The organism is Mesorhizobium sp. B3-1-6, from assembly GCF_006439555.1.
Classification (GTDB): Bacteria; Pseudomonadota; Alphaproteobacteria; order Rhizobiales; family Rhizobiaceae; genus Mesorhizobium.
In genome coordinates this window covers 142,374-162,243 of record NZ_VFTM01000004.1, presented here as the reverse complement: position 1 = coordinate 162,243, position 19,870 = coordinate 142,374, and the positions used below count along the sequence as shown (strand labels likewise).

Here is a 19,870-nt window from a genome sequence, read left to right as displayed (position 1 = left end):
AAAGCCGGCCGGCACTTAGAGGCCGGGCACGAACCACGGGCTGACATCGATGCCGAGCCGCGGGCTCTTCGTCGTCTTGTTGGCGTCCGCCTTTTCGACCGAACCGGTCGACGTGCAGTCGAGCTTCACGCTGGCGTTGGTCTGAGCGCAAGCCGCGGGGGCATGCTTGGCCGGCTGGCTCGCGCCAGCGAAAGCAGCACCCGAGAAAGCCAGCACGGTGGCGAGCGCAAGGAGGGTCTTCTTCATTTTCCGTCTCCAGTCAATCTCGTCGTACACGTACGATACGGCGTACAAATACGGTTAATAGAGTCGGAATTCAAGGAGGAATCTGTACGTGTACGACAAATTTTTTTGAACACAGGAATTCGCCGCCGCAAATCAGGCGAAGCGATGCGAGCCGACGATCAAAGAGATCAGCAGTTGACGGGCGTTGTGGTCAGCGGCGGAATATCCTGCGCCTGCAACCCCACAAGCGTGAAATCGCACATGCGCTTCACATAGGCCTGGGCGTCGCCGAACGGATAAAAGGGAAAGGTGATCAAGAGCGAAATCGTGCCGTGGCCCACGGTCCACAGCATGGTCGCGATGGCGCGCGGGTCGCCCTTAAGCCTGCCGGCGGCAACGCAGGCCTCGACGCGTTTGATCAGCACCTTCATGGCCGGATTGCCCTCTTCCATGTCCTCGTAGCTGCGTCCTTCGGGCAGCTTGGTCTTCTCGGTCATGAAGACGGTGCGGTATTCGTTGGGATTGCCGAGCCCGAAGGCCGCGTATTCGGTCATCACCGCCTTGAGCGCCTCGACCGGATCGTCTGCGGGATGCTCCTCGATGCGCCGCGCGAGCGTCTCGAAGGCGTCTTCGGCGAGCGCGAACAGGATGTCCTGCTTGTCGGCGAAATAGGAATAGACCGACATCGGCGCGTAGCCGACGCGCTTGGCGAGCTTGCGGATGGTGAGGCCCTCGTAGCCCTCTTCCTGCACGAGCCTATGAGCCGCCGCGACCAGTTCGGAGCGAAGCTCCGCCTTCTGTTTTTCGCGGCGTTTCTGAACGCTCAGCGTCAATGTCCGCTGCCTTTGTCGTTGGTTGCCTGACGAAATTATATACGCTGTACGGAAACGGACAAGAGAGCGTTCCGGTTCCGCAACGTCCGCTCAAGCTCTTCGGTTAACGCGATTGCGGACGCAAGCCGTTCCCGGCATGCTCAAATGGCGCCAATGCCGCCGTCGAGCGCCAGCGCGTGACCGGTCATGAAGGAGTTGGCAGGGTCGGCAAGGAACAGGACGCCGGTGGTGATCTCGTCGATCTCGCCGACACGCTTCATCGGCACGCCGCGCGTGAGTTCGGCAAGCGCTTCGGCTTCGGGCGCTCCGCTGAAACGCACGAAGCCGTCGACCATCGCCGTGCGGGTGTGGGCCGGGCAGACGGCGTTGATGCGTATCCCTTTGCTGGCATATTCCACGGCGGCAGAGCGCGTCAGCCCGACGACGCCATGCTTGGCGGCGGCATAGACCGAAAGTTTCGGCGCGCCCGATAGACCGGCGACCGAGGCGATGTTGACGATGACGCCGCCCTTGCCGCTTTCCCTGAACTGCCGTTCCAACTGAGGAATCTGGTGCTTCATGGCATAGAAGACGCCGAGCAGGTCGACCTCGACCACGCGGCGCGCTTCCTCCGAGGTGACCTGCGGCAGGCGCACGAAGTTGTGTACGATGCCGGCATTGTTGACGGCGATGTCGAGCCGGCCGAATTTCTCGACGGCCAGTTGCACCAGATACTCCGAGAGCTTTTCGTCGGCGATGTTGCCGGCAAGATGAGCGGTCTCGGCGTCGAGCGTTGCCGCAAAGTCGCCGAGCGCCGCCTCGTCGAGATCGGAGAGCACGAGCCGCGCGCCTTCCGCTGCGAAAGCCTTTGCCGCGCCGCTGCCAAGGCCGCCCGTCGCGCCGGTGACCAGCACCGTCATCCCATCGAAACGGCCCATCGCTCAGCTTCCTTTCTTCAGTTCTTCCCGCCGCTCAGCTCCGCCGCGAGTATCGCGATCAGCTTAACCGCTTGCCCATAGGTCTTTGCCTTTTCCGGATTGGAGGCATTGCCGTCCAGCGCGCGGCGATAGACGCCCTGGCAGATCGCCGCCAGCCGGAAGAAGGAGAAGGCGAGGAAGAAGGTCCAGTTGTCGATCTTCCCGATGCCGCGCCGTTTGCAATAGGCTGCGACATAGGCCTCCTCGGACGGCAGGCCGGCAGCGGCGCGGTCGACGCCGCCCAGGCCGCGAAAGCCCGAGGCATGCGGCAGGCGCCATTGCATGCATTGATAGGCGAGGTCGGCGAAGGGGTGGCCGAGCGTCGACAGCTCCCAGTCGAGCAGCGCGATGACTTTCGGCGCATCGAGCGCGAACATCATGTTGTCCAGCCGGTAGTCGCCATGGACAAGCGAAACGCGGCCGTCATCGGCCGGTATATGGGTTTCGAGCCACGCAATCAGCCTGTCGATATCGGCTATGGTTTCGGTTTCGGAGGCGCGGTACTGGCCGGTCCAGCGCGCGAGCTGGCGCTCGAAATAGCTGCCGGGCTTGCCGAAATCGCCAAGGCCGACGGCGCCGACATCGACATCGTGCAGGGCGGCAAGCGTCGCGTTCATCGCGTCGTAGATCGCGGCGCGCTCGTCATTGCCGGAAAAGTCCGGCAATGACGGATCCCAGAAGATGCGGCCGTCGAGATATTCCATGACATAGAACATGCGGCCGATCGGGGAGGTTTCACCCGACAGGTGCAGCATGCGCGGGACCGGCACAGCCGTGCCGGCAAGCGCCTGCATGACCCGGAATTCGCGGTCGACCTGATGCGCGGATTTCAGCAATTGTCCCGGCGGCTTGGCGCGCAGCACATAGCGGCCGCTGGCGGCGGTCAAAAGATAGGTCGGATTGGATTGTCCAGATTTGAATTTTTCAATCGCGGACAGGCCGGTAAAACCCGGGATATGCGCCTCGAGATAGGGCGCAAGCGCCGCCTGGTCTATGGCACCGGCCTCGTCGCTCATGCGTTTTCGGGCTGGCGCTCGATCAGCGTCAAGGTCAGCCAACGCGCCGTCAGCGCCGGCTTCTTCGAGCCTTCGATCTCGATGGTCACATCATGCGCCGTCTGCACCCAGCCGGACGGCCGCACCTTGACGTCCGCCAGCACGAAGCGGGTGCGGATGCGCGAGCCCGTCTTCACCGGCGCCAGGAACCGCAGCGTGTCGAAGCCGTGGTTGACGCCCATCTTGGTGTTTTCCAGCGGCGGCATCGTCTCGAAGGTCATTGCCGACAGAAGCGACAGCGACAGGAAACCATGAGCGATGGTGCCGCCGAAGGGCGTTTCGCGTTCGGCGCGCTCCGGATCGCAATGGATGAACTGGTGGTCGTCGGTCGCATCGGCGAACTGGTCGATCATGCGCTGCGTCACCGTTCGCCAGGGCGAGACGCCGACCTCCTTGCCGACGCTTGCCACAAGCGTATCGAGACTGATCGGTTCCACGCTGATGTCCTCCGCACCCCCGCCCGGATTACGATTCCTCGAACCGGGCACCTTATTCCTTGAACAAAGTCATTCCATGCTGCACCGACTGGCCGCCGTCGATCGGCAGGATGGCGCCGGTGACATAGCTGCCGGCCCGGCTGCACAAATAAAGCGTTGCGCCGGCAATGTCATCCGCCACGCCGATGCGGCCGAGCGGAACATGGTTACCAACATGTTTCGCCTGCTCCTCGGTCGCGGTGGCAAACGCCGTCATACGGCTCTGGAAAGGACCAGGCGCAAAGGCGTTGACGGTGATGCGGCGGGCCGCGAACTCGATCGCCAGCGTGCGCGTCAAATGATGCACCGCCGCTTTCGATGCCGCGTAGGAATAGGCGTCGTCGGCCAGCGGCTGGGTGCCCATCACCGAGCCGAGATTGACGACGCGGGCAGGATCCTCGTCGCTCGCGGCGGCATCGAGCAACGGCAAGAGCTCCCGTGTCAGGTGAAAGACGGCGGTGACGTTGACACCGAACACCTTGGCCCAGGCGTGGTAGGGGAAATCCTGCAGCGGCGCACCCCAGGAAATGCCGGCATTGTTGACCAGGATGTGCAGGCGCTCCGTGCGCGCCTTGACCTCGGCGACCAGAGCGGCGATGCCCGCTTCGCTGGACACGTCGCCGGCAAAGCCCTCGGCATGGCCGGAGCCGCCGAGCGCGTTCAATTCATTGGCGACTTTGGCGCAATCCTCGCCCTTGCGCGAGACGATCATCACATGAGCGCCGGCGCGTACCAGTCCGGTCGCCACCATGCGGCCGATGCCGGTCGCAGCACCCGTCACCAGCGCGGTCTTGCCGGCGACCGAGAACAGCTTGTCCAGATAGCTCATCGTGTTTCTCCGCATCCGGCCAAGCCGGGGACTCGCCCAAGGACTCGCGTTGACAAGGCTAGCCGAAGTACGGTCATCCTTGCCACGGGTAAAGATTTATCTTCGGAAAGGCCGGAAGCGATGACGGATATGAATCTCGGCATGACCGAGCGGCTGAAGCCAATCCACCAGCGCGTGGCGGCGATGGTGCGCGACGAGATAGCGCCGCTCGGCGAAGAATTTCTCGCCGAGATCGGCAAGGGCGGCGACCGCTGGTCCTATACGGCCAGGCAGACGGAAATCCTCGAAGGCTTGAAGAAGACTGCGCGCGAACGCGGCCTGTGGAACTTCTGGCTGACCGATTCCAAGCGCGGCTATGGCCTTTCCACCGTCGAATACGCCTATCTGGCGGAGGAGATGGGCAAGGCGCATCTCGGCGCCGAGACGTTCAACTGCTCGGCGCCCGACACCGGCAACATGGAAGTGCTGGAGCGTTACGGCTCGCAAGGGCACAAGCGGGACTGGCTGGAGCCGCTGCTCGAGGGCAAGATTCGTTCGGCCTATCTGATGACCGAGCCTGACGTCGCCTCTTCGGACGCGACCAACATTTCGATGCGCTGCGAGCGGCAGGGCGACGACTATGTGCTGAACGGCGAGAAATGGTGGGCTTCCGGCGCGGGCGATCCGCGCTGCGCCATCTATATCGTCATGGTCAGGACCGGATCGGACGAAGAGCCGCAGCATCGCCGGCATTCGATGATCCTGGTGCCTTCCGACAGCAAGGGCATCACCAGGCTGCGGCCCATGCAGGTCTATGGCGACGATGACGCCCCGCACGGCCATATGCATCTGAGATTCGAGAATGTGCGGGTGCCGGCGGCGAACCTGATCCTCGGCGAGGGCAGGGGTTTCGAGATCGCGCAGGGGCGGCTGGGGCCTGGCCGCATCCATCACTGCATGCGCGCCATCGGCCAGGCCGAGATGGCGCTGGAGATGCTGTGCCAGCGCTCGGTGCGGCGCGAGGCCTTCGGTCAGTCGCTGGCCAAGCTCGGCGCGAATTTCGACATCATCGCCGAATGCCGGATGGAGATCGAGATGGCGCGGCTGCTCTGCCTCAAGGCCGCCTGGATGATCGACCAGGGCGACGCGCGCGCCGCCGCGCCCTGGATCAGCCAGATCAAGGTGGTGGCGCCGCGCGTCGCGCTGAAAGTCACGGACGAGGCGGTGCAGATGTTCGGCGCGCAAGGCATCAGCCAGGATACCCCGCTCGCCCGCTCATGGACGCATCTGAGGACGCTGCGGCTGGCCGACGGGCCGGACGCGGTGCACCGGCGGCAGGTGGCGCGCACGGAACTCAGGAAATACACGCAGGAGAAGGTCTGACGATCATGACGCTTCCATCGCAAATGCGGGGCTTGCTGGTTGTCGGCGACGGTTACACCAGGACGCCTTCGCCGGCTGCGCTCGAAGCGATGGAGCCTTACCTCCAGCCCGGCCGCATAGCCGTGCCGGTGCCAGGGCCGACACAGGCGCTGATCAAGGTCAGCCTCGCCTCGATCAACCCGTCCGACATCGCCTTCATCAAGGGCCAGTACGGACAGCCGCGGGTCAAGGGCCGTCCGGCGGGTTTCGAGGGCGTCGGCATTGTCGTCGCCACGGGCGATGATCCCTATGCAAGGAGCCTCGCAGGGAAACGCGTCGCCTTTGCCACCGGCGTGTCCAATTGGGGGGCGTGGGCGGATTATGCGGTTGCCGAGGCCGCGTCATGCATTCCGCTCCTCGACACGGTGCGCGACGAGGACGGCGCCGCGATGATCGTCAATCCGCTGACGGCCTTGGCCATGTTCGACATCGTCAAGCAAGAGGGCGAAAAGGCCTTCGTCATGAGCGCTGGCGCCAGCCAGCTCTGCAAGCTGATCATCGGGCTGGCGAAGGAGGCGGGTTTCCGGCCGATCGTCACGGTGCGTCGCGACGAGCAGATGCCGCTTTTGAAAGAGCTCGGCGCCGCCCATGTGCTCAACGAGAAGGCGGCGGATTTCGAGGCGGCGCTGCGCGAGGTGATGAAGGCCGAGCAGCCGCGCATCTTCCTCGACGCCGTCACCGGCCCGCTGGCTTCCACCATTTTCAACGCCATGCCGAAACGCGCGCGCTGGATCGTCTATGGCCGGCTCGACGCCGAGCCGACGGTGATCCGCGAGCCCGGCCAACTGATCTTCCAGCACAAGCGTGTCGAAGGTTTCTGGCTGGCCGAATGGATGCGCCAGTTCCGCGACAGGCTGGGCCCGGCGGTGCTGGAAGCGCAGAAGCGCTTTTCCGACGGACGCTGGTCGACCGACGTCGCGGCAGTGGTGCCGCTGGACGAGGCGATGGCGCGGCTGCCGGCCGAGCTCGCTGGGCCCAACGGAAAGGTGTTCATCAAACCGTAAGCTCCCCGGGCGCCGATCGCAGCTGTTCAGACCACGGCCGACGCCTTGAACACAAATCTGTGATCGACAAGGTGGCGGCGGAAAAACGCCGCTGTTGCGCCGTCGTTTGCCCCCGCGCCGGTAACAGTCACGCTCGTATGTTCTATTTCATTTCGATGTGATATCTCGCCGGCGCTGAAGGCCAGGCGGCGATGGGAACGCCATTCTGGTCGGAACGCGGGGTGCGCTATGACGGTAACCAAGCCGGTTTTCGACCGTTTGGGGTTTTGGCTGTGGGTCGGGTCGTTTCTGATTGTGCTTGGCCTGGCGCTATGGTCGCCCGATACGCGTTCGGTGGTCTATATCTACAGACATGGCAGCGAAGCTTTCCTGAGCCGTGAACCGCTATATCACGTCCAGGCCGCGATGGGGTATCTCTACGCGCCCGCCTTCGCCGCCCTTTACGTTCCCCTGGTGAAGCTCGGGCCGCATCTGGGCAGCGTTTTGTGGCACGTGCTGGGCTTCGGCGCGCTGACTTTCGCCGCAATGCGTCAGGTGCGCAAGATCGACGGCCAGGAGCAGACATGGCTGCTGTCCTTCGGCCTGTTCCTTGCCTTGCCGATGGCGCTGGCGGCGCTTCGCAACGGCCAGGCGACGATCCTGCTCACCGGAGCGTGCTGGTTTCTCACGCTCTCGGCGCTCGAGGGGCGCCGGGCTGAAAGCTTCTTCTGGGCCACGCTTGCGGTCATAGCCAAGCCCACGGCGATCATCATGCTGCTTCTGGTGGGAGCGCTGCGTCCCCGGCTGATACCGGTGCTGGTGCTGGCGGTGCTCGTCGTGCTCGCCATCCCCTATGGTTTTGCGCCCGCGGACTACATCAACGCCCAGTACCACGATTTCTTCCGCATGCTGACGTCGATGACGGTCGACCCAACCGGCCCCTTCACTCCGGCCGACTTCACAGCGCCTTTCACGCGGTTTGGGATGCCGCTGTCCGAAGCCGAGGCGACGATCGTGCGCGTCGTCGTGGGGTTGCTTGCGCTTTGGGCGGTGCTCCAGTTGGACCGCAGGCTGGACTCCAACATCGGCGGACTGGCCATCTTCCTCATTGCGGCCTTCTACATGTGCGTCTTCAATCCGCGGGTCGAGCAGAACACCTATGCCATGGTGGCGGTGCCAGCCGGCCTTTCCATCGCCCTGGTGTGGCGGAAGAAGGAAAACGCGGCCATGCGCTGGTTGCCGGCGATACTCCTCTTCGTTACCGGACTGACCAGTGTCGCTCTCCGGCTGCACGATCTTTTCCACTTGTGGCTGTGGCCAATCAGCACCAGCATAGTCGCCTGCATGCTTGTCGCCTGGTTCTGGGGGCGAGGCGGGGACAAAGTGCCGACCCCCGGAGCCGTCGCGCATGGCTGAGATGCTCGACGTCATCGCGCCGTTCTTCAACGAGGCCGAATCCGCGATCGCCTTTGTTGGGTTGCTCGACAGGCTGGAAGTGGCCGTGGCGGAGCGCTTCGGCATGACCGTCCGCAAGATACTCGTCGACGATGGCAGCCGCGACGGCAGCGCCGAGACATTCGCCGCGGCGTTGTCGGGCTCGTGGGAAATCGTGCGGCTCAGCCGCAATTTCGGTAAGGAAGCGGCGGTGCTCGCCGGCCTCGATCATTCCCGCGGCGACATGGTCCTGATCATGGACTCCGACCTCCAGCATTCCATGGATATCAGCCTGAGGATGATCGGCGAGCTGGTCGAGAATCCCGAAATCGATGTCGTCTACGCCCAGAACGACCGGCGCGAGGGGAGCTGGCGGCGCAGCCAACTGGCGCGGCTCTTCTACAGGCTGATCAACAGCAGCCAGCGCTTCGATATTCCCGAGAATGCCGGAGACTTCCGCGTCATGCGCGGCGCGGTGGCACGTGCCTTGACCAGCGTGCGCGACAAGCGGCGTTTCAACAAGGGCCTGTTCGCCTGGGCCGGCTTCCGCCAGAAGGCGGTGCTTTACTCGCCGGAAAACCGCTCCGGCGGCACGTCGAAATGGACCAGGTTCAACCTGATCGCGTTCTCGCTTGAAGGGTTCACCTCGTTTTCCGTGATCCCGCTGCGCGTCATCAGCCTCATCGGATTGCTCGCGGCATTCGCAGGACTCGCCTATGGCGTGAAGGTGCTCTTCGAGGTGCTGTTCTACGGCATCGCCGTGCCAGGCTACCCCAGCATCATGGTCGCCGTCGTGCTTTTTGGAGGCCTCAACCTGGCGCTGCTCGGCCTGATCGGCGAGTATGTCTGGGTCACGCTCAGCGAAAGCAAGGACCGGCCCGTCTACATCGTGCGCGACGTGTTGCATGGCAATGCCGCCGAGCAGGTTGCTTCCGAGAGATGACCAGGTCGATCCGCCTGATCGCCGACGACTACGGGCTGGCGCCGGGGGTATCGGGTGCGATCCTCGACCTCATCGAGCGCGGCCGCCTGACCGGGACCAGTTGCATGACCGGCTTTCCCGAATGGGAAGAGGCGGCGGCGCGCATCAGGCCGTTCCGTCAACGCGCGGCCGTCGGGCTGCACCTGACCCTGACCGATCAGATAGCCGTGACCGGATCGTCCAGCCTGGCGCCGGACGGCAAGTTGCCCGGGCTTGCCTCTCTTGCGCTGCCGGTGCGGCGTGAGCGTATCGACGAGCGGGACGTTCATGCCGAGCTCGACGCCCAGTACGACCGCTTCACCGAAGCGCTGGTTGGCCCGCCCGATCACATCGACGGGCACCAGCACGTGCATTTTCTTCCCGTGGTACGGAATTGGCTGCTCGCCCGGTTTGGGGAGAGTGCGCGCAGGCCGGCGCTGCGAGGCGCGCCGGGACTTCCCGGCCTGGACGCGGCGGCGGCCAAGATCGCGGCGATCGCGACGCTGGCCGTGGGGTTCAACAGGTCGATGCAGCGGGCCGGCTTCAGCGTGATGACGCCGCTCTGCGGCATCTATGACTGGCGGCAGCCGCAAAAATTCGCTCCGACGCTGCGCGCCGCGGTCGACACCTTGCCCGAACAAGGGGTGTTCATGTGCCATCCGGGTCAAGTCGATGACATTTTACGGGCGCGAGACCCGATGCAGGGCGCACGTGAGGCTGAGTTCACGGTTCTGAGTTCCGAGGATTTCGGCGCCAGCCTCGAACGGGCCGGAATGCGCGTCATGGACGGCAAAACATGAGCGCCGGCCAGCCGCAGCGTTCGACCGGCAACAAGATCGTTCGTTTCGCCTTGGTCGGGCTGGTCAACAGCGGCATCGACCTCGCCGCATTCTTCCTGCTGCTCAAGCTCGCGATACCGGCCCTGGCCGCCAATGTCGGCGCCTGGTTCGTCGCGGTCCTTTTCTCCTTCGCGGCGAACGGCTTCTGGTCGTTCGAGCGCGACCCGGGCATCCGGCTCCGCCAGTCCTTCCTGCGCTTCGTCTCGCTGGGCGCGTTGATTTCGCTTGGCGTTTCCAGCCTGTCGATCGCCGCCCTCGCGGGGGCCATCGGCGTGTGGCCGGCCAAGATCATCGGTGTCGTGGTGGCCGCTGTGCTGAACTTCCTGGCGGCACGCTGGTCGATCGAGGGTCGGCTGTTGAGATAGTCTACTCGGCCGGCTCCGCGTCGACATACACGGCTTCCTCGAGCTCGCGCTTCAGCCTCGCTTCCTCATGCGCCTTGGGTGTGACGAAGCGGCCAAGCAGCAAGTAGGCGACAGGGGTGAGGAACAGGGTCGAGACAGTGGCGAGCCCAAGGCCGCCGACGATGACCCAGCCCAGCGCCACGCGCGCCTCGGCGCCGGCGCCGGCGGCGAGCACCAGCGGCACGCCGCCGAGCACGGTGCAGATCATGGTCATCATCACCGGGCGCAGCCGGATGGTCGAAGCCTGTTCGATCGCCTCGCGCACGCCGAGCCCGCGGTCGCGCAGCTGGTTGGCGAACTCGACGATCAAGATGCCGTTCTTGGCCATGACGCCGACCAGAAGCACCAGTCCGATCTGGCTGTAGGCATTGAGGCTGGTGCCCGACAGGAGCAGCGCGAAAATGGCGCAGGCGAGCCCGAGCGGCACCGTCGCCATGATGATGAGGGCGCTGACGAAGCTTTCGAACTGCGCGGCCAGCACCAGCAGGATGATGACCAGGGCGAAGCTGAAGACGGCAATCATGGCGTTGTTGCTCTCGCCGAGTGTCGCGGCTTCGGCGAGCGGCAGGATGCGCGCGCCGGGTGGCAGCAGCGGCGCCGCGATCTGATCGGCGCGGGTCAGCGCCTCGCCGAGCGCGAAGCCGCTGCCGAGATTGGCGGTGATCGCGACCGAGGGCTGCTGCTGCTCGCGCGTCAGCGACGGCGGCACGGCGCGCTCGGTCAGCGTGGCGATGGTCGACATCGGCACGAAACGGCCATCGGACGTCTTCAGGAAGATGTTTTCCAGGTCGGTCGGGTCGTTGATCGGGTTGGTGGTCGAGACCAGCTTCACGCCATAGCTGCGGTCGGCGATGTAGACGTCGACAACATCGTTGCCGTCGAGCATGGCCTGCAGCGTGTCGGCCAGCCCGGTGATGTCGATGCCGAGATCGGAGGCGCGTTCGCGATCGATGGCCACGGCAAGCTGCGGCTGCGTCGGGTCGACGGAGAGGCGCGGCGTCTGGAAGCGCGGGTCCTGACGCATCTCGTCGACGATCTTCACCGCCGCCTCGCTCAGCGCCTTGCGGTCGTTGCCGACCAGCGCGAATTGCAGGCCGTTGCCGGCGCCGCGAATGCCGAGGCTGTTCGGCTGCACCGGAAAGACGCGCACGCTCGGCACCTGCCTGGTCAGGCGGCTGATGTCGGCTATGATCTCCTGCTGGCTGCGGCTGCGCTCGTCCCAGGGCGCCAGCGTCATCACCATGAAGCCCGAATTGTAGGAGCCGTTGTTGCCGGCGTTTTCGAAGGTTGAGCGGATCTCGCCGGAATCGCGCAGCGGCTGGATCAGCCGCTCGATCTTGCGCATCTGCTCGGTCGTGTAGTCGAGGCTGACGCCCTGCGGCGCGCTGATGCGCAACAGCACCACGGCACGATCTTCCGTCGGCGTCAGTTCCTGGCGGATGGTGCCGAACAGCGTAAAGGCGGTGCCGGCGAAAATGAGCGCGGCCAGGACAACGATCCAGGGCGCGTCGAGGCAAAGACGCAGGCAATGCTTGTAGAGCCCGTGCAAGGCGCCGCCGATGCGCGCGCCGATGCCGGTACCGCCTTCATGGTGAAGCGATGCGCTGGTCAGCATGCGCGAGGCAAGCATGGGGCAGAGCGTCAGCGCGACCACGCAGGAGAGCAGCACCGACATTGCCAGCACGAAACCGAATTCGCGGAACAGGCCGCCGGTCTGCCCCGGCAGGAAGGAGATCGGCACGAAGACGGCGACCAGCGTCAGCGTTGTGGCGACGACGGCGAAGAACACTTCCTGCGTGCCAAGCACCGCCGCCGCGCGGGGCCCCATGCCTTCGTTGCGGCGGCGCACGATGTTTTCGAGCACGACGATGGCGTCGTCAACGACAAGGCCGGTCGCCAGCACCAGCGCCAGCAGCGTCAGGATGTTGACTGAGAAGCCGGCGAGATAGATCGCGGCGATGGTGCCGATCATGGCGACCGGCATCGCCAGGCCGGGGATCAGCGTGGCGCGCCAGTCGAGCAGGAAAGCGTAGATGACGACGAGCACGATCGAGACCGACAGCGCCAGCGCGATCTCGACTTCGTGCACGGCGCCATTGACGAAGACGGCGTCGTCGCTGGTCACCTTGATGGACATGCCGGCGGGCAACGTCTCTTGCAGCTTGGCGACGGCGGCCCTCACGCCGGTCGAGATGTCGAGCGTGTTCGATTCCGCCTGGCGTATGATGCCGAGGCCGATACCGGTCTTGCCGTCGGAGCGCAGCGAGGTCTGGCCGATATCGGGCCCGAGCGTCACGGTGGCGACGTCGCGGATACGGGTCGCGCCGCCGATGACGATGTTCTCGAACTCCTCCGGCGTGGTCACGTCGGCGGTCGTGCGAACGATGAGGTCCTGATTGGTCGTGGTGATCGAGCCGGCCGGGGAATCGAAGGCGACCGAGGCAAGAGCCTTTCGAAGGTCGGCGACGGTGAAGCCCAGGCTCGCCAGCTTGTTCTGGTCGACGTCGATGCGGAAGATCTTGTCGCGGTCGCCGGAGACCTGGACGTCGGCGACACCCGGCACCGCGGCGAGCTCGTCCTCGATGCGGTCCTGCACGAACACCGTCATGTCCTGCACCGACATGGTGTCGGAGGTGACGGCCAGCCGCATCACCGGGTCCGAATTCGCGTCGGCCTTGACGATGCGCGGCGCGTCGGCAGTCTCGGGCAACTGATTGGTGATCCGGCTGACGGAATCGCGCACGTCGGAGGCCGCGACGTTGAGGTCGACGCCGTCGTTGAATTCGATGGTGACGCGGCTTTGGCCGAAGGAGGAGGTGGACGAGATCGACTTGACGCCCGAAACGCGCGCGACGGCGCCTTCGATCGCGTCGGTCAGCTCACGGTCGACGGTTTCGGCGGCCGCGCCCTCGAAGGTGGTGTTGACGGTGATGACGGGGCGGTCGACATCCGGCAACTCGCGGATCTCGACGCCCCAGAAGGCGGCAAGCCCGGCAACCGCGATCAGCGTGTTGAGCACGAAGGCCATGACCGGCCTGCGGATGAAAAGCGCCGTCAGGCCAGATCCCGCGGCGGCGTCGCCGGCGCCGCTCATGAGCCCTCGGTCCCGGCGGCGCGATCCTCGCCGGCGATGCGGACATCGCCGCCTTCGCTGACGCTCTGCGTGCCTTCGGTCACCACCATGTCGCCGCTCACGACCGAAGCATCGATCAGCACGGTCTCGGTGTTGCGCTGGATGATGCGCACCGGAACGCGCTTGGCCTTGCCGTTGTCGACGGCCCAGATATAGGCGCCGTCGGTCCCCCACTGGATGGCGAGCGGGCTGACTGCCGGATAGGTATCGCCGGGGAACCGCATGCCGATCTGGAAGGACATGCCGGCGCGCAGCGAATCGGCTGGGTTGGCGATCGTCGCTTTCACGAGCAGCGTGCGGCTGTTCTCGTCGATATGGTTATCGATGGCCGAGACGGTGCCGGTATAGACCTGGTTGGGGTTGGCCAGAGGCGTGGCCGACAGCTGAGCGCCAACCTTGACCGCGGCGGCGAAGCGTTCCGGTACCCAGAAATCGACCAGGATGCTGGAGCGGTCGTCCAGCGTGGCGATCGCCGATTGATTGGTGACATAGTTGCCGGCGGCGATCGGTAGGATGCCGACGGTGCCTTCGATCGGCGCCACGATCGAGCGGCGCTCGAGCGCGAGCTCGGCATCGCGCAGCGCCAGCCTGGCGTTGGCGAGCGTCACCTGGGCGTCGGCGACGGCAACAGGCGTGGCCGCATTGGACGCCCTGAGCGATTTTACCCGGTCGAGCTTGGACTGTGCATCCTCGATCGCCACCTTGGCGCGGTCGCGCGCGATCACTTCCGTCTCGGAATCGAGCCTGGCGATGACATCGCCCTTTTCGACATGCGTGCCGGACTGGACCAGCAGTTCGGTGAGGCGCCCGGACGAGTATGGATTGACGGTGACGGTCGCGTTGGCACGGCCGGTGCCGATCGCCTGCAGCCTGTCGTTGATGGTGGCGGTGCCGGCAGGCGAAGCGACGATGGTGACGATCTGACCGGCGCGGTTGCGTCCGGACTGGCCGGTGCCGGCGGCGCTTTCCGTCGCGGGAGGTGTCGCGGCGATGGCCCAATCCATTCCCCAACGCGCCAGTATCTGAGGCGCGCCGGGATAAAAGCGTGCCCAGGCGGCCACGGCGGCGACCAGAATCACAAATGCTGCAACAATCTGTTTCCAGCTCGACATCGACACTCCAGCGGCAGGACTCGTCTGCCGGATTCCAGCGGAAGCAGGCACTTCGACGGTACGGGCTGAGGGCGAAAACCGGCCACGCCACACCCCGATATCAGCGGTTTATGGCAATTATCACGCAATCGTGCACATTAAATCTCGGTAACGTGAGGTCCGGACGCCGTTCGGACTCTTGCGTTTGCTGCATTTCGCCGCCGGCTTCCGCCTCGCTAGCGGAGGCTTTCAAGATCGCGGATGCGCTTGGCGCCGGCCGCTTCCAATTGCCTGGTCACGGCGCCGATAAGGGTTTCGGCGACCACGAACAAGGCGGCGGAGGAATCCCAGGCCGAAGGCACGGCGGTGCGCCCGGCGATCACGTGGCGGGCGAAGCGGGCGATCGGCGAAAGCCACTGGTCGGTAAAGAGAATGATCTGCACGCCGCGGTGATGCGCCTTCTCGGCGAAGCGGACGAGACTTTCCTGGTAGCGGCGGATGTCGAAGATCACCAGAACGTCACGCTTGCCCATGTCGATCAGGCGGTCACGCCAGATGCTCTCCTGGCCGGCGAGGTGATAGACATCGGGCTGGATGATGGCGAGATGGGCGGCCATGTAGCGGGCCAGCGGATCGGTGAAGCGACCGCCGATGAGGAAGGTCTTGCCGCGCCGCTCGGCAAGCCGTGCGGCTATGTCGGCAAGCTGTTTGTCGGTGAGGTGCCGGAAGGTCTCGCGCATGTTGTCGAGCGTCGCCTCGAGCATCGGCGAGACGGCGCCGCCGGCCGAGCTTGGATCGAGCGTGCGCGAAGCGGGCGACTGCAATTGCGCCGCCAACTCATCCTGCAGCGCCGACTGGAATTCAGGATAGTTCTGGAAGCCGAGCCTGGCGACGAAGCGCAAGATCGTCGGCGAGGACACGCCGGCCGCGGCCGAGAATTCGGCGACCGTCTTCAGCCCGGTCAAAGGATAGTTGGCAATCAGCGTCTGGGCCGCGCGGCGCTCGCCGGCCGGCATCGTCCCGATGCGGTCCGAGATCAGTTCGGCAATGCTGGAAATCATGTTTTCCCCCGCCTGTTGGCCGCCCGCCGCCGTTTTCCCGAATTCGCGTTTGACAAAGCCGGTCAAACTGTATGAAATCATTCACAGGGACGCAATGAGACAAAATACGTAACATACGATACAGCGCTCCCCCAGGGGACGGCAGCATGGAGAAAGCACGGCCTGTCAGCCTTGCACCGTCTGAAACCGTAAGGGTGACCAACCCTGGCGGCTCTAGCCCCTTCGTCATCACTTGCGACCACGCTTCCAACGTCCTTCCCGCCGAGTTCGGGACGCTCGGCCTGCCGGCCGCGGACCTTTCGCGCCATATCGCCTGGGACCCGGGCGCGCTTCCCGTCGCACGCCGCATGGCCGAAGCGCTCGATGCGACCTTGATCGAGACCCGTGTGTCGCGGCTCGTCATCGATTGCAACCGGCCGCTGGACGCGCCGGACCTCGTTCCGCCGGTCAGCGAGACGACAGCCATTCCGGGCAACACGGGTCTTTCGGACAAAGACCGCGCCACGCGGATCGACCTTGCCTGGCGCCCGTTCCACGACACGATCGCCCGGATCATCGACGAGCGGCTGGCGCGCGGCCAGGAGACACGGCTGGTGTCGGTGCACTCCTTCACGCCGATCTACAAGGGCAAGAGCCGGCCATGGCATATCGGCATCATCCATGACGAGGATCGCCGCCTGGCGGCGCCGCTGATATCGGCGCTGCAGCGGCTCTCCGGCGTCACTGTCGGCGTCAACGAACCCTATTCGCCGGCCGACCGCGTCTATTTCACGCTGGAACGGCACGCGCGTTCGCGCGGCCTTGCCTGCGCGATGATCGAAATCCGCAACGACGAAATCGCCGGCGATGCTGGGCAGCGGAAATGGGCGGATCTGCTCACAGGCATATTCTCGAATCTGGAGCCCGACGAGGCCAGGGGCTTCCGACCGCGCGCAATGGGAAAGTCAGTAGGAACGGCCAGCCAAGAACGATAGGGGAACTCCAACATGACAACAGATCACGCAGAGAAATCGGAGGACGTAAAAATCCTTCACAGCATGGGCTATGCCCAGGAATTGGCCCGCCGCATGAGCGGCTTCTCCAACTTCGCCATTTCCTTCTCGATCATTTGCATTCTAGCCGGCGGCATCACGTCGTTCCCGCTGGCGATGGGCACCGGCAGCGGTTTCGAGGCGACCATCGGCTGGGTTATAGGCGGTCTGTTCGCCCTTGTGGTCGCGGCTTCGCTCGGCCAAATCGGTTCGGCCTATCCTACCGCCGGCGGGCTTTACCATTGGTCGTCGATCTTGGGCGGGCGCGGCTGGGGCTGGGCAACGGCCTGGATCAACCTGCTCGGCCTGATCTTCGTCGTCGCTTCGGTGAATGTCGGCGTCTACCTGTTGTTTTCCGGGCTTGTCGCGGGACCGATCCTTGGCCTGGACACATCGACCTGGGGTTTCTGGCAGCAGACGACGGCGGTTGTCATAATCACCGTCACCCAAGGCCTGTTCAACCACCTTGGCATCAAGACGACGACGATGTTGACCGACTTTTCGGGCTACCTCATCCTCGTTGTCGCGGTCGTGCTGACGCTGACCTTCCTGATCTGGGGCGCGCATGGCTTCGATCTTTCGCGGTTGACGACTTTCGTCAACACGACCGGCGATGCCGGCGGTGGCTATGTTCCGACGGCCCGCACGGCGCTGGTGGCCTTCTTGATCGGCCTGCTTTACCCACTTTATACAATCACCGGCTTTGACGCCTCGGCGCACACCGCCGAGGAGACGCACAATGCTCGCATCGCAGTGCCCAGGGGCATGATCCACGCAGTCCTGTGGTCTCTCGTCTTCGGCTTCGTCATGGCGGTCTCCTTCGTCCTCGCGAGCCCCGATCTCGTGGCGACCGCAAAGGACGGCGGCAATGCCTGGTTCAACCTCTTCAACAACCTGCCGGCGCCGACCTGGCTGAAGGATCTGCTCGGCATCTGCATCGTGCTGGCGAATTATCTGTGCGCGCTGGCCGGGCTCACGTCGACCTCGCGTATGATCTTCGCCTTTTCGCGTGACGGAGGCCTGCCGGGGTCGTCTTTGTGGAAGCAGGTTTCGCCGACCTGGCGCACGCCCGTCCCGGCCATCTGGCTTGGCGTCGTGCTGTCGATCGCGGCCACGCTCTATTCGCCGGCCTTCGCGGCGTTGGCAGCAGGCTGCGCTCTCTTCCTTTACGTGTCCTATGCCATGCCGGTGGCGGCAGGCCTGTTTGCGGAAGGCAAGACTTGGACGGAGTTCGGCCCGTTCCGTCTCGGCGTCTGGTCAAAGCCTTTCGCCATCGTCACCGTGCTCGGGGTTCTGGTGCTGATGTATGCCGGCATCCAGCCGCCCTTCGACATCCTGATCAACTACGCCATCGGATTGATCATTCTGCTGGCCGTTCTGTGGTTCGGTATCGAATCGCGGCGCTTCAAGGGGCCACCGATCGGTGCCGACATTGCTCGTCGCGCGGCGGAGATCGCGGCCGCGGAAAAAGCAGTCGGCCAGACAGCGGGCTAACGGCAAACGCAATATCGCCCGGTCGGCTCAGGTCGATCGGGCATCAAGGTGCAGGACCGGCCAGCCAAGAACCATAGGGGAATTCCAACATGACGACACCGGGTTATACAGACGTCGACAAGGCGGAGGACGTGAAAGCCCTCCACAGCATGGGCTATGCCCAGGAACTGGAGCGGCGGCTCAGCCGCTTCTCGAATTTCGCGGTTTCGTTCTCGATCATCTGCATCCTGTCGGGCGGCATCAATTCGCTGGCCCAGGCCACGTCGGGCGCCGGCGGCATCGGCATCGGCATCGGCTGGCTGGTCGGCTGCTTCGTGTCGCTCACCTTCGCGGTTGCCATGTCGCAGATCAGCTCGGCCTATCCGACGGCCGGCGGCCTCTATCACTGGGGCTCGATCCTCGGCAATCGCGGCACCGGCTGGGTGACGGCCTGGCTCAACCTGCTCGGCCTGATCACCGTGCTGGGCGCCATCAATGTCGGCACCTGGACCTTCTTCATCGGCGCCTTCGGACCGGCGCTCGGCATCGAGGGCACGCTGACCAACCAGATGATCTTCCTGGTCGTCATCACCGGCGCCCAGGCGCTGATCAACCACCTCGGCATCAAGCTGACAGCGAAACTGACCGATTTCTCGGGATATCTCATCTTCTTCGGCTCGATCCTGATCGCAGTGGTCTGCCTGCTTTCGGCCGAGACCTGGGATTTCAGCCGCCTCTTCACCTTCCATAACTACTCCGGCGACGCCGGCGGCGGTGTGTGGCCATCGGTTTCGAACGCCTGGGTGTTCGCGCTCGGCCTCCTGCTGCCGATCTACACGATCACCGGCTACGACGCCTCGGCGCATACGTCGGAAGAGACCATCAAGGCAGCCTCTTCGGTGCCGCGCGCGATGGTGATGTCGGTCGTCTGGTCGGCGCTGTTCGGCTACCTGTTCCTGGCCGCCTTCGTGCTGATGATCCCGAACATGGACGACGCCGCCAAGCAGGGCTGGAACGTGTTCTTCTGGGCTTTCGACCAGCGCGTCAGCCCCGGCCTCAAGGAGTTCGTCTACCTCGTCGTGTTCATCGCGCAGCTGCTGTGCGGTCTTGCCACCGTCACCTCGGCCTCGCGCATGATCTTCGCCTTCTCGCGTGACGGCGGCCTGCCGGGCTCGGCAGCGCTTGCCAAGGTCAGCCCGACCTATCGCACGCCGGTGGCGGCGATCTGGACGGCCTCGATCCTGTCGGTGCTGTTCGTGTGGGGTTCGACCCTGGTTTCGGTCGCCGGCACCTCGGCCTATACGATCGTTGTATCCTGCACGGTCATCTTCCTGTTTTTGTCCTTCATTGTGCCTATCGTGCTCGGCATGATGGCCTGGGGAACGCCAAAGTGGGACAAGATGGGCCCGTGGAACATGGGGCGCGCCGTCTTCATGCTGTTCGGCGTTCTCTCGATCCTGTCGATGATCCTGATCTTCGTCATCGGCATCCAGCCGCCGAACGACTGGGCGCTCTATATCACCGTCGGTTTCTTCATCCTGACGGCGATCGTCTGGTTCGCCTTCGAGCGCAACCGCTTCCAAGGTCCGCCGCTTGGCGACATCATCGCGGCGCGCCAGGCAGCGATCAAGGCGGCCGAACAGGCGGTCGGCGAGACCGGCCACTGATACTTCGCCTCATGGCTA

General features: G+C 64.5%; 18 protein-coding genes. 9 read left to right on the top strand and 9 right to left on the bottom strand.

The genetic code is table 11. The features are described from left to right. Positions 1-15: 15 nt before the first annotated feature. From FJ414_RS06140 to FJ414_RS06115, 6 genes are all read right to left on the bottom strand, one after another. Positions 16-246, bottom strand: coding sequence for a DUF680 domain-containing protein (locus FJ414_RS06140; RefSeq protein WP_140642390.1), 231 nt, complete (start codon positions 244-246; stop codon positions 16-18). A 167-nt stretch (positions 247-413) separates the two neighbouring features. Then, positions 414-1,058, bottom strand: a complete 645-nt coding sequence (locus tag FJ414_RS06135; RefSeq protein WP_140642388.1) for a TetR/AcrR family transcriptional regulator — start codon at positions 1,056-1,058, stop codon at positions 414-416. 140 nt (positions 1,059-1,198) lie between these two features. Continuing rightward, positions 1,199-1,975, bottom strand: a complete 777-nt coding sequence (locus FJ414_RS06130) for an SDR family oxidoreductase (protein WP_140642385.1) — start codon at positions 1,973-1,975, stop codon at positions 1,199-1,201. Positions 1,976-1,992: 17 nt separating this feature from the next. Then, positions 1,993-3,030, bottom strand: coding sequence for a phosphotransferase family protein (locus FJ414_RS06125; protein ID WP_140642383.1), 1,038 nt, complete (start codon positions 3,028-3,030; stop codon positions 1,993-1,995). Next, positions 3,027-3,512: a MaoC family dehydratase gene (locus FJ414_RS06120; RefSeq protein ID WP_281405136.1), complete on the bottom strand. Its 486-nt coding sequence runs from the start codon at positions 3,510-3,512 to the stop codon at positions 3,027-3,029. Before FJ414_RS06120 ends, FJ414_RS06125 begins: the two co-directional genes overlap by 4 nt. A gap of 46 nt (positions 3,513-3,558) precedes the next feature. After that, entirely contained in the window at positions 3,559-4,374 is an 816-nt protein-coding gene (locus FJ414_RS06115) for an SDR family oxidoreductase (RefSeq protein WP_140642379.1), read from the bottom strand. A gap of 120 nt (positions 4,375-4,494) precedes the next feature. Here FJ414_RS06115 and FJ414_RS06110 point away from each other — a divergent pair, with 120 nt between their 5' ends. The 6 genes from FJ414_RS06110 to FJ414_RS06085 all read left to right on the top strand — a co-directional run bounded on the left by FJ414_RS06110 (position 4,495) and on the right by FJ414_RS06085 (position 10,357). Beyond that, positions 4,495-5,736, top strand: a complete 1,242-nt coding sequence (locus tag FJ414_RS06110) for an acyl-CoA dehydrogenase family protein (RefSeq protein WP_140642377.1) — start codon at positions 4,495-4,497, stop codon at positions 5,734-5,736. A gap of 5 nt (positions 5,737-5,741) precedes the next feature. Beyond that, positions 5,742-6,779 carry a zinc-binding dehydrogenase gene (locus FJ414_RS06105; RefSeq protein WP_140642375.1) on the top strand — a complete coding sequence of 346 codons (1,038 nt, stop codon included), beginning with the start codon at positions 5,742-5,744 and terminating at the stop codon, positions 6,777-6,779. 228 nt (positions 6,780-7,007) lie between these two features. Then, a complete protein-coding gene (locus FJ414_RS06100) occupies positions 7,008-8,174 on the top strand; it encodes a glycosyltransferase 87 family protein (protein ID WP_140642372.1) in 1,167 nt (388 codons plus the stop codon). After that, entirely contained in the window at positions 8,167-9,135 is a 969-nt protein-coding gene (locus FJ414_RS06095; protein ID WP_140642370.1) for a glycosyltransferase family 2 protein, read from the top strand. Before FJ414_RS06100 ends, FJ414_RS06095 begins: the two co-directional genes overlap by 8 nt. Then, positions 9,132-9,953 (top strand): ChbG/HpnK family deacetylase, encoded by an 822-nt coding sequence (locus FJ414_RS06090; protein WP_140642367.1) that lies wholly within the window; start codon positions 9,132-9,134, stop codon positions 9,951-9,953. Before FJ414_RS06095 ends, FJ414_RS06090 begins: the two co-directional genes overlap by 4 nt. Next, the gene (locus FJ414_RS06085; RefSeq protein WP_140642365.1) at positions 9,950-10,357 is read left to right on the top strand and encodes a GtrA family protein; all 408 of its coding nucleotides are present in this window, start codon (positions 9,950-9,952) and stop codon (positions 10,355-10,357) included. The genes FJ414_RS06090 and FJ414_RS06085 overlap by 4 nt, the downstream gene beginning before the upstream one ends. Position 10,358: 1 nt before the next feature. Here the strand turns inward: FJ414_RS06085 and FJ414_RS06080 are convergent, their stop codons facing one another. The 3 genes from FJ414_RS06080 to FJ414_RS06070 all read right to left on the bottom strand — a co-directional run bounded on the left by FJ414_RS06080 (position 10,359) and on the right by FJ414_RS06070 (position 15,681). Beyond that, entirely contained in the window at positions 10,359-13,490 is a 3,132-nt protein-coding gene (locus tag FJ414_RS06080) for an efflux RND transporter permease subunit (protein ID WP_140642363.1), read from the bottom strand. After that, the gene (locus FJ414_RS06075; protein ID WP_140642361.1) at positions 13,487-14,641 is read right to left on the bottom strand and encodes an efflux RND transporter periplasmic adaptor subunit; all 1,155 of its coding nucleotides are present in this window, start codon (positions 14,639-14,641) and stop codon (positions 13,487-13,489) included. The genes FJ414_RS06080 and FJ414_RS06075 overlap by 4 nt, the downstream gene beginning before the upstream one ends. A 215-nt stretch (positions 14,642-14,856) precedes the next feature. Then, positions 14,857-15,681 carry a MurR/RpiR family transcriptional regulator gene (locus FJ414_RS06070; protein WP_140642359.1) on the bottom strand — a complete coding sequence of 275 codons (825 nt, stop codon included), beginning with the start codon at positions 15,679-15,681 and terminating at the stop codon, positions 14,857-14,859. Between the two features lie 146 nt (positions 15,682-15,827). Here FJ414_RS06070 and FJ414_RS06065 point away from each other — a divergent pair, with 146 nt between their 5' ends. From FJ414_RS06065 to FJ414_RS06055, 3 genes are all read left to right on the top strand, one after another. Beyond that, on the top strand, positions 15,828-16,655 hold the full coding sequence (locus FJ414_RS06065) for an N-formylglutamate amidohydrolase (protein ID WP_140642357.1): 828 nt from the start codon (positions 15,828-15,830) through the stop codon (positions 16,653-16,655). A 12-nt stretch (positions 16,656-16,667) separates the two neighbouring features. Further along, positions 16,668-18,206, top strand: a complete 1,539-nt coding sequence (locus tag FJ414_RS06060; RefSeq protein ID WP_140642355.1) for an amino acid permease — start codon at positions 16,668-16,670, stop codon at positions 18,204-18,206. An 89-nt stretch (positions 18,207-18,295) separates the two neighbouring features. Further along, positions 18,296-19,852, top strand: coding sequence for an amino acid permease (locus FJ414_RS06055; protein ID WP_140642353.1), 1,557 nt, complete (start codon positions 18,296-18,298; stop codon positions 19,850-19,852). The last annotated feature ends 18 nt before the right edge of the window (positions 19,853-19,870 follow it).

Bases quoted from the DNA above. Each gene is read 5' to 3' on its own strand.
- FJ414_RS06075 (WP_140642361.1), bottom strand. From the start codon at position 14,641: ATGTCGAGCTGGAAACAGATTGTTGCAGCATTTGTGATTCTGGTCGCC.
- FJ414_RS06115 (WP_140642379.1), bottom strand. From the start codon at position 4,374: ATGAGCTATCTGGACAAGCTGTTCTCGGTCGCCGGCAAGACCGCGCTG.
- FJ414_RS06085 (WP_140642365.1), top strand. From the start codon at position 9,950: ATGAGCGCCGGCCAGCCGCAGCGTTCGACCGGCAACAAGATCGTTCGT.
- FJ414_RS06065 (WP_140642357.1), top strand. From the start codon at position 15,828: ATGGAGAAAGCACGGCCTGTCAGCCTTGCACCGTCTGAAACCGTAAGG.
- FJ414_RS06100 (WP_140642372.1), top strand. From the start codon at position 7,008: ATGACGGTAACCAAGCCGGTTTTCGACCGTTTGGGGTTTTGGCTGTGG.
- FJ414_RS06140 (WP_140642390.1), bottom strand. From the start codon at position 246: ATGAAGAAGACCCTCCTTGCGCTCGCCACCGTGCTGGCTTTCTCGGGT.
- FJ414_RS06105 (WP_140642375.1), top strand. From the start codon at position 5,742: ATGACGCTTCCATCGCAAATGCGGGGCTTGCTGGTTGTCGGCGACGGT.
- FJ414_RS06090 (WP_140642367.1), top strand. From the start codon at position 9,132: ATGACCAGGTCGATCCGCCTGATCGCCGACGACTACGGGCTGGCGCCG.
- FJ414_RS06060 (WP_140642355.1), top strand. From the start codon at position 16,668: ATGACAACAGATCACGCAGAGAAATCGGAGGACGTAAAAATCCTTCAC.
- FJ414_RS06080 (WP_140642363.1), bottom strand. From the start codon at position 13,490: ATGAGCGGCGCCGGCGACGCCGCCGCGGGATCTGGCCTGACGGCGCTT.
- FJ414_RS06095 (WP_140642370.1), top strand. From the start codon at position 8,167: ATGGCTGAGATGCTCGACGTCATCGCGCCGTTCTTCAACGAGGCCGAA.
- FJ414_RS06110 (WP_140642377.1), top strand. From the start codon at position 4,495: ATGACGGATATGAATCTCGGCATGACCGAGCGGCTGAAGCCAATCCAC.
- FJ414_RS06125 (WP_140642383.1), bottom strand. From the start codon at position 3,030: ATGAGCGACGAGGCCGGTGCCATAGACCAGGCGGCGCTTGCGCCCTAT.
- FJ414_RS06055 (WP_140642353.1), top strand. From the start codon at position 18,296: ATGACGACACCGGGTTATACAGACGTCGACAAGGCGGAGGACGTGAAA.
- FJ414_RS06130 (WP_140642385.1), bottom strand. From the start codon at position 1,975: ATGGGCCGTTTCGATGGGATGACGGTGCTGGTCACCGGCGCGACGGGC.
- FJ414_RS06070 (WP_140642359.1), bottom strand. From the start codon at position 15,681: ATGATTTCCAGCATTGCCGAACTGATCTCGGACCGCATCGGGACGATG.